Source organism: Nocardia sp. NPDC051900 (genome assembly GCF_044452545.1).
GTDB lineage: Bacteria > Actinomycetota > Actinomycetes > Mycobacteriales > Mycobacteriaceae > Nocardia > Nocardia sichangensis.
The window spans coordinates 45,910-58,841 of record NZ_JBITBU010000019.1; the positions used below are offsets into that span (position 1 = coordinate 45,910).

The following is a 12,932-nucleotide window of genomic DNA, read 5'->3' on the forward strand; positions in this document are numbered from 1 at the left end:
GATGCATGACCAACGAACGTCTCCGCGGCGCAATGGCGGCAGCGGATCTCACGAAACACGCTCTGGCGGAACGACTTGAGATCAGCACCAAGACGGTTGAGCGGTGGATCACTCAAGACCGATGCCCCCACCCGGGACTTCGGCTCAAGGTCGCCCGCGAACTGGACTGCGACGAGACCTACCTGTGGCCTGAACTTTTGGCGGGTAGTCGATCTGCAACCGCCTCACTATCCGAACTAGTGCAAATCTGGCCGACTCGCCCCGAGGTACCACACGAGGTTTGGCGTTCGCTCATGCAACAGGCCGCTGACCACATTGATGTCCTGGTGTACGCAGGCGGATTCCTCGTGGAATCTCTCAACTTCGTAAATATCGTCCGCGCCAAAGCCAGTGCAGGCGTGCAGGTTCGAATCCTTCTTGGAGAAAGCGACTCGCCGGAAGTTCTCGCCCGAGCCCGCGAGGAAGGCTTGCCGTCGCTACCTCAGCGGTGCCAGTCAACGCTGGAATATCTCCGCGAAACGATGGACTTGCCGATGGTCGATATTCGCACCCACCGCACAACGCTGTACAACAGCATCTACCGTTTCGGCGACTCGATGCTTGTCAACACCCACAGCTACGGTGCCTACGCGGCGAAGTCCCCAGTTCAGCATTTGCAGCACGTCCCAGGTGGTCGCCTCTTCTCCTACTACATGGAGTCGTTCGAAGCTGCCTGGCTTACGGGACGTCCCGCACTATCCTGACCTCATGGGACGCCGCATTGACTACCACCAGGACCCCAACGCTCCAGCAGCCAATAGTGTCCGACCTAGCGCAGCAGCATTCGTCCACCGGCAAGGCGCGGTCCTCCTCATATGCAGGTCAGATAACGGCAACTGGTCAATGCCTGGAGGTGCGCACGACCCTGGCGAATCCCTTAGCCACACCGCCGTCCGAGAGACCCAAGAAGAGACCGGGGTCGATATCCATGTAACCGGAATCGTCGGAATCTTCACCGACCCGACCCACGTCATCCATTACACCAGTAACGATGAGGTCCGACAGGAATTCACCGTGGTCTATCGCGGCGAAGCTATCGGCGGACAGCCAACAACCAGCAACGAAAGCACTCGCGTCGAATGGGTGCCGGTCGATCAAATCCCGTCTCTGACTATGGACCCCAGCCAACGAAAGCGGATCGACTGGGCTCTAAACGAGAGCGAACCCTACATCGACCCTGACGCTCGCTGAGCTGCCATCCGCAACCGCGGCTCTGCCCGCGTGATGGCGGTATGAACCACGCTTCCCGGTTCGTACCTTCTCAGGATTTCGGCGAGTCGCTCATCCACCGTGAAGTCCTCGCCATTTGGCCCGGTGGAGAGGTCGGCCCACCACATGAAGTCATCGGCTGCATCGAGTCCTACCACGTCAACCAGTCGGAACTCTTCAAACAGGCCCGCGTCCAGGCCCCGGACGTCCGCCTCTACCTCTGCCGCCGTGTGAAACGCCACCAAGTGACACACGACGGGAGAATACCCGAGCGAACGCAACAGCCGCGCACCGTCGATTGGGTGAAACCCGGTGTCCGGATATCCATAGCCAACGTCATGCAAATACGCCGCCGTGATCGCATCCGCACGTAGGTCCACTGGCAATAGCTCAGCTACGCCCTCCATTCGCCGACCCACCGCGATCGAGTGATTCCGTCGCGATTCAGTCAGCGAAGACAGCAGTTCGGCTATGGCGTCGTTCACGGCTGCCATGCTACGCGCGAGTTGTTGCCGAATTTCGCCGTGCAGGATCAAGGCGGCGCGCTAGCGCGCGCCGCGCCACGCTGCGACACGCAGCGCTGCCTGATGAAGCGTCGGCCGCGGCGCGTCGGCGTGGCGCGGCACCCGCTAGCGGGCCGCAATTGATCGAAGCACTAGTCGAATCCGGCAGCCGACCGCGGTAGCCGTCCTCGCCACCCTGACCCGCCCGCAGCAGACCCGCTCACCGCGCCCGGACCAGCACACCAGCCCGCCGACCTCGCCACCGCTACCACCGCCGCGAATCCATCGAGCGACCCGCACACCCCGACCTCCCACGCCGACGCCCACGACGCCGACGACGAGCCCGCGACCGTCACGGCACCCGACGCCCTTCCCGAGCCAGGACCCACCACTCAGACGCCGACCGGCACCAGCGCCCCGACATCCCGTGATCCGACTGTCACCAGCGAGCCGAACCAGGCCACCCCGGCAGCCGCCCCTACTGACGGTCATGTCGACACCAACCCCTCCGCCGCGACCACGCCCGCACCAGCGTCCGCTGGAGCTGCCGGTGCAGCCGATGCCGAGCCCGCCAGTGCCCGCGTCACACGATCCGGTGCCGCCGCCCAGGCATCCACTGCTGGCACCAGCGCCGTCGCCGACCACGACAACTTCCTCCTGCCGGGGAGCGGCACGGACGACACCCGGTGTCCGGCGGGGCGGATGCCACCATGGCAGGCCCTACCCGATCCCGACAAGGCCAAGACGAGTCACCACGAAACCGCCTCACCAATTGAGCTGCCGCACAATGTGTTTGAAGTGAGACGGCTTCATGGCGAGCCTTGACGTGACCGTGCATGCCCCGCCACCGCGTCCTCCGTCCCACCAACCACCGGGAGCCGACCGAGCCCCGGAACCCCGCCAGGAGGAAGCCGTCATGGCCAGCAACGTCACCGTCACCATCACCGGCCACCTCGCCGACAACCCCGAACCCCGCGTCACGACCACCGGCAAGCTCGTCACCAACTTCACCGTCATCTCCAACGACCGCCGCTACGACCGCGACCGCAACGAATGGGTCGACGCCGCCAAGACCGTCATCCGGATCAACTGCTGGGGCGACCTGGCCCAACTCGCCGGAGACAGCCTGACCAAGGGATGCCGGGTCACCGTCACCGGTCACCGCCTGACCGCTGATCCCTACCTCGGGAAGGACGCCAAGCCCCGCGCCGCCCTCGAACTCACCGCCGACACCGTTGCCGTCGACCTGAAAGGCCAGTCCGCGCAGATCACCCGCTGGACCCGCAACGGTGCCAGCAGCGTCGACGCCACCGAGCCGCCGTTCTGATCCGCCCACGGTGACCGGGCCAGCTACAACCAGGTCCGGTCACCGAACCCGGCTACCGCGATCGACTGCCGAATTCGCCTATTACTTAGATTAAAGAGCCGCCCGCGGAAACCGGTCCGGGGCAAGTACTTCCGCGACCTGCCGGTCGCGCGATGATCCAGCCGAGCTGGTTGCGGTCCGGCGTGCACTCCTCCGATCGACCTGCCGGAGGTGTACCACACTGCCGGGGCACTCCAAAGGACAAGCCGCTACGCGGTGGCTTCGCCATCCTTTTCCGCGCCCCGACAGCGCGGTCCAGGTCAAGCCCAGGTCGACCGGAGGAGCACACACCACACCCGGTCACCCCTGGCATGTTCACCGATTTGACTGACGCCTCCGGCGTCACACGGGGCGCTGCCCCGGAACCCCGCTGCTCGCCGCAGGGGCAGGTCTCCCAGAGGGGCTGTTCGAACATACGTTCGCCTCGAATGAGCACGAGCGGCGGGACCAGAACGGGACCACACGCTACGAACGCTATTCACCGACCAGCACTTCTGGAGCGCGTCGAAACTTCGAAAACAACGCGCTGACATGCTATTTCAGCCCCAGGACCGACCTGGGGGTCAAGTGGTCGCAGGTTCAAATCCTGTCAGCCCGACCCAGGAAACCCCTTCCGACCAGCGTCGGAAGGGGTTTTCTCGTTCATCGGTATGGGGCCGGATTCGACCCGAGCCAGTGAAAATCTCATACTTTCGCCCTCGTCGCCGCGAGCCCAGCGTTCCAGGACGTCCCGATTGTCCGGAACGGTCTCCAGGACGTCGATGTAGTGCGTCTTGGCCACCGCGCGGGTGTTGCCGAGCTGGCGGGCGGCGCGTTCGGGGCCGCCGTAGGCGTGGTCGACCGCGGTGGCCGCGCCTTTGCGGAACGTACGCGGGGTCACCCACGCGAAGTTCTCGCCACACGCCGCGCCAGGTGCGGCCGAAGTTGTTCGGGTTGCGCAGCGACCCGTTGCGCGCCGGAAAAGCAGCCCCAGCGGGTTGGGAAGATCGCCCACTTCTAGGGCGGTGATCGAAATCCGTATCCACACCCCCGGCATCACCGAGCGGATGATCCGGGTCGCTGTCTCGGCCGCACCCGAACCAGCCCACCGAGTCCTGACACTCCGCCCGTCTGCCACTGCAGGCGGTCCCATTCTCCGATCAATTCGAGGTGATCGTCGTTGGCTGAACCCGTAGTACCAGTACCGGCACGGCCGCCGATCCCCGTGCGGTTGACGCACGCACCGCTGGCGCAGGGGCTTGTGGTCCCGCACATCACCCTCGCCCACCGCGCCCGCACCCGCCCGGTCTGGGGCAAAACTCGACGATCGACAGCTGCGAGAGACGCTGTCCCGCAGGCTGTGCCAGGTCTGCGGGCAGCCGCTGGATGACCGGGTCGTGCTCTACATCCGTCCTGCGGACCACCTGCCGTCCCGCCAGCATCGGGCACGCCTGGCGGGAGTAGCGGCCGCACTCGGGATGCACTCCCGGCTCCGGGGCGATGCCACGCGCGATCTCACCATCGGCCAGGTGAAGGACTCGATGCGGACGGAACACATCGTCCGCCAGTGACGCCCTAGCGTCAGCGGCAGACGTTGTCGTAGGGCAGGTTCGGCGCGTAGTAGTGCCAGGCCTTTTCGGAGATCGCCGTCCCGAGTCGTTGGCAGGTTGCCGCTTCCGGATCGAGCAGCGTCGTCAGCGCACCGCGGACATCCCAGACCCGGACGGTGCGCGGATCGCGGGAGACGAGATACCCGTCCAGCCGCAACCGCAGTGCGTCCACGGTGCCCAGATGACCGGGGAGCAGCACGGTGCTGTCCATGTTGTCGGTGGGCGCGAGCATGACGTCGCGGCCCAGCGCCATGGTGAGTATCCGCGGGTCCAGGTTGAAGGCGGACGAGTTGAGCACCCGCTGGGTCGCTTCTCGTAGCTGCGGCACTGTGGGATCGGTCAGGTCGTAGACCTCGGTGGCAGGGTTCTCGGCGGTGAAGCTGCTGGTTTTCAGCAACATGCGGCCGTCGGCGCTGACCGTCACGCGCCCGGCCGCCCCCGGCAGTTCCGCGAGCAGCCGAGACTTGTCCCGTCCACGAATGTCCCAGATACCGGTACGGTCCGATTTCGTGACCGCGGCGAGCAACCGGCCATCCGGCGACACCGTGTAGACGGGTTTCGGAGAACCGCCGACCGGGATCTCGTCGAGCTGCCGAGGTCGTGCCGGGTCGGTGATATCCCACAGCTGTACGACGTACCCGAAGCGGCTCTGGCTCTCCCGCTCGACGGCCAGGGTCGTCCCCGCGTGGTCCATCCGCACGGTCATCGTGTGCGTGTTGGGATACGTCAGGCCGATCCCCGAATTCGTCGCGACCGACCCGACCTGTACCGGGTCGGCCGGGTCTACGAGCGACCAGAGTGCGGTCGCGCCGTCGGCGCCACGCACCGCGACCAGATGACCGTCCCGCGCCATGCTCACATCGGCGGTTCCGTCGGCCTGCTCGGGTATTCGGCCGACCCGCACCGGGTGCAGCGGATCGGTCAGCCGCCACACCTCGAGCATCTCGGGTTCGGTGAGCGATGATTGACGGTCGACGATCAGTGTCATGCCGTCCGGGCTGAAGTACCCGTCGTCACCGAGGGCTTCGAATTCGGTCTCGACCTCTATCCCGGTGCCGCCGCCGAGATTCCACAAGGTCGTCCTTCCGCCCCGCCCACCGGACACCAGCGCACGGCCGTCCGCGGAATACGTCAGTGACCAGATCTGGCCCGTCAGTTCGGTGTCGAGGCTGCGTTCGACATGCGGGTGCAGCGGGTCACGCACGTCCCAAACTTGAACGCCTGCACCGCTTCCGCCGACGGTCAGCGTGCGTCCGGACGGACTGAATTCCGCTCGGGTGGCGCTCGGCCCGATCAGCCCGGTCGGTCCCGTGTCGGAGACGGTGCGCAGTGCCGTCGGCCGGGTGCGGTCGGCCAGGTCGATCAGGGTGACCGGAGCCCCGCGTCCGGTGAGCGCGACCAGGCGGTTGTCCGCGCTGAACGAGGCGAACTCCCGCGGTCCGCCGGTGATCATACTGAAGGACGCCGGGTCGGTCTCGATCGGCAAGGCGGTCGAAAACCGCGCCAGTTGCACAGGTGAAGCAAGATCCCGGGTATCCCACAGGACGTACCCGGTGTCGTCGCCGGTGACGAGCATCGAATTGTCTTTGCTGAATCCGAGCAGCCCGCCCGGCATGTCCGGCCGCGCGACCTCGGTGACCTGGTCGCCGATGCGGACCAGGGTTATCACGGAGGCGTTGTCGATGATTGTTCTGCGGACGCCGACTGTCCCGTCGGCGGAGATCAACGCGACCGTCCCGCCGCTGTCGGCGCGGCTGAGGGCGGGTCGCGCCGGATCGCTGATGTCCCACCACTGGACATCGCGCTCACGCTGGTCGACCGGTCGCGTCTTGTCGTAGTCATGGCCGAATACCACGAGGGTGCGGCCGGTCGCGTCGAACCGGAGATCGTCCACGTGCCGTACCCGGAATCTGCCGACCGGAGCGTTGGCCAGCTGGTGGCCGTCGACCCGCCACAGCGCCACATGGCCGATCTCGTCGGCGGCCGCCAGTAGACCGCCGTCGGGGCTGAGCGCTACCGCTGTGATGGCGTCGTCGGCCTCCTGGAATTCGGGCATGATGACCGAACCTCCGAATGGGCTACCGACCAAGGCCCTCGCCAGCTCCGCGCGGTTCCGCTCACTCGGCGCGATCCGCGCCGCGGCCAGTTGAAAGCTCAGTGCCGCACGAGGATTGGTCTCCGCATGGATCTGCCCCAGCAACTGCAGCTGACGCACGGCCGCCTCGTCGGCGCTTGCCCTGGCGCGGTTGCGCTGATCGATCGCGAGAGTCCCGTTTACCACCGAGAACACGGTGAGCGCCACCAAACCTATGACCACGCCGATTTTCAGGCGTTTGGTGAACGTTTGCCTGCCCTCGCTGGCGTGCAGGTACTCCTCTTCCGGCTTGTTGAGCCGAACGCCGCTGTCGCGTAACCGCAACGCCGAATCCAGCGCCGGACCGGACAGCAGCAGACTTGGATGTCTGCGGGCCTGCCACTCGGCGGCCCGGCTGCGGACCCGCTGCCGCTCCCGCATCCCCGCGCCATACTGGTCGATCCACTCCTGCAACAGCTTCCAGGCGTCCAGCAGGGCGTCATGGATGAGGAATACGGCGCCTCGGTCTATGCCGAGCAGCCGGGCTCGGACAAAGACGTCGAGCACCTGAGGGTCAGGCCGGAGATCGTCCAGCGCGACGACCCGGCTGGTTCGCTGCAGCTCGCCGTCCAGCGGGACCAACGCCAGAAACAGCTGGCGCGCTTCGGCTTTGCCCGCCGCGTCGAGCGCGGCGTATACGGCGTCGGCGCTCTTGGTCACCGCTTTTTCGATGCGGCCTGCCCGGATGTAGTCGGCGGCGGTGAGTACCCGGCCCCGACGCACCTGCCAGGTCTCCATCAACGCGTGCGACAGTAGTGGCAACACCTCCACCGAGCGGCCCGAGCGCGGCAGCGCGTCGGAAAGTATGATCTCGACGAGATCCTCTCCCGCCACGAAACCGGCTTGCTCGGCGGGCTTTTCGACCACCGCGCGGAGATCGGCGGGCGTCATCGGTGTCACTTCGACGGCCGCTCTGGCCGCCGGGCCGAGCGCCGGGTAGCTCAGGCAGCGCCCGAGAAAGTCGGATCGGAGGCAAACCACCGTCAGCCGGGCGACGCTGGCCAGTGCAGTCAGCTCCTCGATGAAGACATCGGCAACGGCGAGGTGGTGGGTGAACACGTCCTCGAACTGGTCGACCACCACGGCAATCGGTGTGGTGTTGCAGGTTTCGCGCAGCCGGGTGGCGTCGGTGAGCAGGTCGTCGACGGCCTCCTGGGAAATTCGGAGGGCCCCGGCCAATTCGGTGCGCAGCGCCGCCAGCGGATCGGTGCCGGGCACGAACGCTACTTGCCGCCATGTCTCCGAGCCGGGCAACTCCTTACCCTTGTCGAGCAGCGGCAGCAGCCCGGCGCCGAGTATCGAGGATTTTCCGACGCCGGACGCGCCGGTGAGCACGATCAGGTCTGTGGCGCGCGCGGCGATGGCCGCGGTCAGCGCGGCGGTCGTCTCAGCACGCCCGAAAAACCGTGACGCATCTTCCTTCTCGTACGCGGCCAGCCCGAGATACGGGTTGACGGCGTCGGTGGCGCCCGCATCCGGCGGCGGCTCCGGCTTCGGTTGTCGGTGGGCATGGTTGTTCGCGATGACCAGTCGTCCTGCGTTGCCGCGGAATTCGATGCCGATCCGTGGCTGATGGGGATCGAGGTCATGCAGCTTGCGATCGAGTAGCTCGGTCAGGCGGGCGAGCGTGGTCAGCGGTGGGCCATTCGGATCGCCTGCGGCGAGGACCTGCAGCAACGCGCCGGTGAACACGGTGTGCTCGGCGCCGTCGCGGACCAGCGCGGGTCCCCACGGCGTCGCGGACACCAGCAGCAGGCCGTCGGCGATATCGGAGCCGAGCCTGGCCCGGCCGGAGTAGCAGCAGTCGAGCACCACGAGCACCGTGCTCGCCGTGGACGTGGACAGTGCCGCCGGAATGGCGGAGAACTCCAAAGCCTGACTGGCGGGGCGGTTCTTGGTGATGTCAACGGTCGCCACCGTCGAGAGGAACAACTCGTTGCCCGCCGCGACCAGTCCGTGCCCGACGAAGTAGATCAGCAGGACATCGGTCGCCGCGGCGGCAGTGGCCCGGATAACCGCGTCCAGCATGACCGGATCGGGTGGATCGAGGACGACTCGGATGTTTGCCGGGGGAATGTCGCACGAATCCATCAGCCGCTGTTGGAGATCCGCCAACGACGTGCGCACTGCCGGGACGTCGGACAGCTTCGGGCTATCCGTGTGTTCGGTTCCGATGAGCAGTACGCGTGTACCTGCGCCGCTCAGTCCGGTCATGATTCGGTGTTGTCGCTGTCGGGTGAGTCGAGTCGGCCGATCAGCTCCGCCAGCGCGGCAGGGAGCTCGGCATCTTTGAGCCGCTTGATCCGCTTGGCGGACAACGTGACTTCGGTCTTCTTGTCGGTGCGCCTGATGCTGATCTTGATGTCCGAGGTATAGACGCGCAGAAAGGCGAACAACGCGGTGGCCAGCGGCACCAGTGTCTGCGGCTGTAGCGCGATCTGCAGGCCCTCTAGCACCGGTCCCAAAGTGCCTTTGGGGGCGGGCTTTTCGAGCAGGGTGACCCGGCCGCGCCACCGCGCATCGTTCAGTAGCTCGGTGTTCAGGTCGCGGAGTGCGTCCGCGCCTCCCGGCTGCGTTGATTCGACGAGAACGTCCATGCGCCTATCCCTCCACCGCCTCGACAACTAAGGATGTCGCATGTTCGCGTCAGTTGTTACACACTCGCGCAATCTGCTGTCCGCCGGTGGAATGAGCCCGGGCTTCGATGAGCGACGAGGATTGCGGCCAGGCTGAGCGCCACTCAGATCGCCGCCGCGCTCAAACGTGCCCGCCGCCGCGATATCCTCTCCCCGGGCTGATCGAGGTTGATGTGGTCCGCGAGACCGAGCAGGTGCTGGCGCTCCGACCGCCGATTCAGGGGTTCGGGACTGATCACGTGATCGTGGTCCCGAAGCGCCATGTTCGGTCGTTGCTGGAGTTGAAGCCAGGATTGGGTGCTCACTTGCTGCAGATCGTGCAGGAGGTCTCCCGCGACGTCATCGACGAGCATGGTGGTTGCCAGGTTTTGACCACCCTCGGCGATGAACAGCACAACCGGCACCTTCATGTGCATGTCGCTGTAGGAGAAGGGCTGGCGCCATACGTCACTCGACAGGTAGAAGACAGGTACTTTCATGCGGGTTCACCCCGGCCCGCTCGATAGAGAAGGTACGTAGCGTAAGGGGCGCTCCAACCCGGCCGCTCACCATGTGGAGGGAAGCCGTCGGCGGCTGATGCCCAGTAAGTCCTACTACCGGGAGGAACAACGAAGTTCGGAATCGATCCGCCACAATCGGGCCTTCGATGGAACCCGGCGCTGACAAGCCTGGCCACGACCGCGGAAGAACTCCGCTTCGAGTCGATCTGGTCCGTCGAACATCCGGCAATGCCCGAAAACTACGCGTCCATGCGGTCCACCGGAAGCTGGTGCGCTGGTGAGCGCTGAGGCGACCGTTCGTTCCAGGACCGCGCGCGTGGTCGGCCGGCGACCGGTGACACGCTGTCTTGCGGCGGTCACAACTCGGGAGCCGGAAGACCGGACGTGACTCCCGTCAGGCCGTTACTCGTCGGCCTCGCAGGGGCACGTCCAGGCGGTTGGCCAGCTCCTCGAGCGTGATGCCGAAGGTGTCGCGCACGATGACTCCGTCGGGTTCGATGTCGAAGACCGCGAGGTCGGTGTAGACCCGGGATACGCAGCCGACTCCGGTGAGGGGGTAGGTACAGGCCGGAACCAGCTTGGGCGCGCCGTCTTTGGTGAACAGTGTCATCATCACGAAGATCTGTTTGGCTCCGATGGCCAGGTCCATCGCGCCGCCCACGGCGGGGATGGCGTCGGGTGCGCCGGTGTGCCAGTTCGCCAGGTCACCGGTCACGGAGACCTGGAAGGCGCCGAGCACGCACACGTCGAGGTGTCCGCCGCGCATCATGGCGAAGGAGTCGGCGTGGTGGAAGTAGGCGCTTCCGGGGAGCTCCGTGACGGGGATCTTGCCCGCGTTGGTGAGATCGGGATCGATGTCGTCGCCCACCGCTGCGGGGCCCATGTTCAGCATGCCGTTCTCGGTGTGCAGTACCACCCCGGAGCCGGCTGAGAGATGGTCGGCGACGGTGGTGGGTTGGCCGATGCCGAGGTTGACATACGCGCCGGGCGGGATGTCCTCGGCGATCAGGGCCGCGATCTGATCCTTGCTGAGCGGGCCGGTGTTCATACCGCGACCACCTTGTCGACGTAGATGCTGGGGGTGACGACCGCTTCGGGATCCAGGGCGCCGGTCTCGACGACCTCGCTGACTTGGACGATGGTCGCGGTGGCGGCGGTCGCCATGACCGGACCGAAGTTGCGAGCGGTCTTGCGGTAGACCAGATTGCCCATACGGTCAGCCCGATAGGCGCCGATGAGAGCGAAATCCCCGCACAGGGGATACTCCAGAACATAAGTGCGGCCGCCGATCTCGCGGGTCTCCTTACCTGCGGCGAGTTGGGTGCCGACGCCGGTGGGGCAGAAGAACGCGCCGATCCCCGCGCCCGCCGCGCGGATACGTTCGGCGAGGTTGCCCTGCGGCACGACCTCGAGCTCGATCTCGCCAGCCCGGTAGAGGCTGTCGAAAACCCACGAATCGGACTGGCGCGGGAACGAGCAGATCACCTTGCGCACCCGCTTGGCGGCCAGCAGCGCGGCAAGGCCGGTGTCGCCGTTGCCCGCGTTGTTCGACACCACCGTCAGATCGGTCGCGCCCTGCTCGATGAGCGCTTCGATGAGCTGCACGGGCATGCCCGCCATACCGAAACCGCCGATCAGCACAGTACTGCCGTCGGCGATTCCGGCGACCGCCGCCGCGGTCGTCGCACAGACCTCCACCATCACCACACCTCCCGCATGTTCTCGAGCACGACCGCCAACCCCTGACCGACACCGATGCAGATCGCCGCCACACCCCACCGGCCACCGGACTCCACGAGACGGTGCGCCAAAGTGCCCACGATCCGCGCGCCCGAAGCACCCAGCGGATGCCCGATCGCGATGGCGCCGCCCTTGCCATTGACGATCTCCGGATCGGCCAGCCCTTGCGCGAGCCAGGCATCGACACAAGCCAGCGACTGCACCGCGAAAGCCTCGTTCAGTTCCACCGCGGACACATCAGCCCAGCCGATCCCCGCGCGAGCCAGCGCGCGATTGGCCGCCTCCACCGGCGCGTAACCGAAATCCTGCGGATCCAGCGCATGCGTCCCCCGGCCCGCGATCCGCGCCAGCGGATCGATGCCCAGCTCGGCTGTCTCGCTCGCGAGCAGGACCGCGGCCGCGCCGTCGTTGAGCGGGGAAGCGTTCCCGGCGGTGATCGACCCATCTTCCCGGAACGCCGGTTTCAATCGGGTCAGCTTCTCGGCAGTGGAGCCGGGACGGATGCCCTCGTCGCGGGCCAGGCCACCGACCGCGACGACGAGGTCGTCGTAGAAGCCCGCTTCCCACGCCGCGTCCGCCAAAAGGTGTGAGCGGGCGGCGAACTCGTCCTGGCGGGCACGGGAGATCCCGAACCGCTGCGCGAGCTGTTCGTTGCACTCACCCAGCGAGACCGTCCACTCCGCAGGCATCCTGTCGTTGACCAGCCGCCAGCCCAGCGTGGTCGAGACCGCGGTGACGTTCCCGGCAGGAAAGGACCGCGAAGGCTTCGGCAGCACCCACGGCGCCCGCGTCATCGACTCCACACCCCCAGCCACCACCACCTCCGCGTCACCGGTCTCGATGATCCGCGAGGCGCTCATCACCGCATCCAAAGATGAGCCGCACAACCGGTTCACCGTGGTCGCCGGCACCCCGGTCGGCAGCCCGGCCAGCAGCACCGCCATCCGGCCGACGTTGCGGTTGTCCTCACCGGCCTGATTCGCGCATCCCCAGATCACATCCCCCACCGCGTCAGGAGACAGGTGTGGAGCTTTGGCAAGCGCACCGGTCAGGGCCGCGGCGGCCAGGTCATCGGGGCGCTGATCGGCCAACGCACCCCCGAAACGCCCGAACGGCGTGCGCGCCGCGGCATAGACGAAGGAATCGGTCACGCCTCGACGGTAAACAGCACGATTAATGCAGTCCAATACTTATTTAACGCGTATTGATAAGTAGC

General features: G+C 66.3%; 12 protein-coding genes. 5 read left to right on the forward strand and 7 right to left on the reverse strand.

Translation table 11 applies throughout. From position 1 onward, the window contains the following. Positions 1-5 precede the first annotated feature (5 nt). Together ACIA5H_RS28315 and ACIA5H_RS28320 are read left to right on the forward strand one after the other, a co-directional pair. On the forward strand, positions 6-743 hold the full coding sequence (locus tag ACIA5H_RS28315) for a helix-turn-helix domain-containing protein (RefSeq protein ID WP_397078483.1): 738 nt from the start codon (positions 6-8) through the stop codon (positions 741-743). A gap of 4 nt (positions 744-747) precedes the next feature. After that, the gene (locus ACIA5H_RS28320; RefSeq protein WP_280240669.1) at positions 748-1,230 is read left to right on the forward strand and encodes an NUDIX domain-containing protein; all 483 of its coding nucleotides are present in this window, start codon (positions 748-750) and stop codon (positions 1,228-1,230) included. On the opposite strand, the gene ACIA5H_RS28325 is transcribed toward ACIA5H_RS28320, so the two are convergent. After that, positions 1,206-1,733 carry an HD domain-containing protein gene (locus ACIA5H_RS28325; protein ID WP_397078485.1) on the reverse strand — a complete coding sequence of 176 codons (528 nt, stop codon included), beginning with the start codon at positions 1,731-1,733 and terminating at the stop codon, positions 1,206-1,208. The two genes, ACIA5H_RS28320 and ACIA5H_RS28325, sit on opposite strands and share 25 nt — an antisense overlap. Positions 1,734-2,667: 934 nt before the next feature. Here ACIA5H_RS28325 and ssb point away from each other — a divergent pair. Then, positions 2,668-3,078 carry a single-stranded DNA-binding protein gene (ssb, locus tag ACIA5H_RS28330; RefSeq protein WP_397078487.1) on the forward strand — a complete coding sequence of 137 codons (411 nt, stop codon included), beginning with the start codon at positions 2,668-2,670 and terminating at the stop codon, positions 3,076-3,078. 628 nt (positions 3,079-3,706) lie between these two features. On the opposite strand, the gene ACIA5H_RS28335 is transcribed toward ssb, so the two are convergent. Then, on the reverse strand, positions 3,707-3,997 hold the full coding sequence (locus ACIA5H_RS28335; protein WP_397078489.1) for a hypothetical protein: 291 nt from the start codon (positions 3,995-3,997) through the stop codon (positions 3,707-3,709). A 358-nt stretch (positions 3,998-4,355) separates the two neighbouring features. Between ACIA5H_RS28335 and ACIA5H_RS28340 the strand changes: the two genes are divergently transcribed. After that, entirely contained in the window at positions 4,356-4,667 is a 312-nt protein-coding gene (locus ACIA5H_RS28340) for a hypothetical protein (protein WP_397078491.1), read from the forward strand. A 10-nt stretch (positions 4,668-4,677) separates the two neighbouring features. Here the strand turns inward: ACIA5H_RS28340 and ACIA5H_RS28345 are convergent, their stop codons facing one another. Both ACIA5H_RS28345 and ACIA5H_RS28350 read right to left on the reverse strand, forming a co-directional pair. Further along, the gene (locus tag ACIA5H_RS28345) at positions 4,678-9,054 is read right to left on the reverse strand and encodes a caspase family protein (protein ID WP_397078493.1); all 4,377 of its coding nucleotides are present in this window, start codon (positions 9,052-9,054) and stop codon (positions 4,678-4,680) included. Continuing rightward, the gene (locus tag ACIA5H_RS28350; protein WP_355156942.1) at positions 9,051-9,437 is read right to left on the reverse strand and encodes a hypothetical protein; all 387 of its coding nucleotides are present in this window, start codon (positions 9,435-9,437) and stop codon (positions 9,051-9,053) included. Before ACIA5H_RS28350 ends, ACIA5H_RS28345 begins: the two co-directional genes overlap by 4 nt. A 107-nt stretch (positions 9,438-9,544) precedes the next feature. On the opposite strand from ACIA5H_RS28350, the gene ACIA5H_RS28355 reads away from it, so the two are divergent. After that, a complete protein-coding gene (locus ACIA5H_RS28355) occupies positions 9,545-9,982 on the forward strand; it encodes an HIT family protein (protein WP_397078496.1) in 438 nt (145 codons plus the stop codon). Between the two features lie 388 nt (positions 9,983-10,370). Here ACIA5H_RS28355 and ACIA5H_RS28360 read toward each other — a convergent pair whose 3' ends face one another. The 3 genes from ACIA5H_RS28360 to ACIA5H_RS28370 are packed head-to-tail and all read right to left on the reverse strand — an operon-like array spanning position 10,371 to position 12,867. Then, positions 10,371-11,024, reverse strand: a complete 654-nt coding sequence (locus ACIA5H_RS28360) for a 3-oxoacid CoA-transferase subunit B (protein WP_397078498.1) — start codon at positions 11,022-11,024, stop codon at positions 10,371-10,373. Then, a complete protein-coding gene (locus tag ACIA5H_RS28365; protein ID WP_397078500.1) occupies positions 11,021-11,677 on the reverse strand; it encodes a 3-oxoacid CoA-transferase subunit A in 657 nt (218 codons plus the stop codon). The genes ACIA5H_RS28360 and ACIA5H_RS28365 overlap by 4 nt, the downstream gene beginning before the upstream one ends. Continuing rightward, on the reverse strand, positions 11,677-12,867 hold the full coding sequence (locus ACIA5H_RS28370; RefSeq protein WP_397078502.1) for a thiolase family protein: 1,191 nt from the start codon (positions 12,865-12,867) through the stop codon (positions 11,677-11,679). The genes ACIA5H_RS28365 and ACIA5H_RS28370 overlap by 1 nt, the downstream gene beginning before the upstream one ends. Positions 12,868-12,932: the final 65 nt, after the last annotated feature.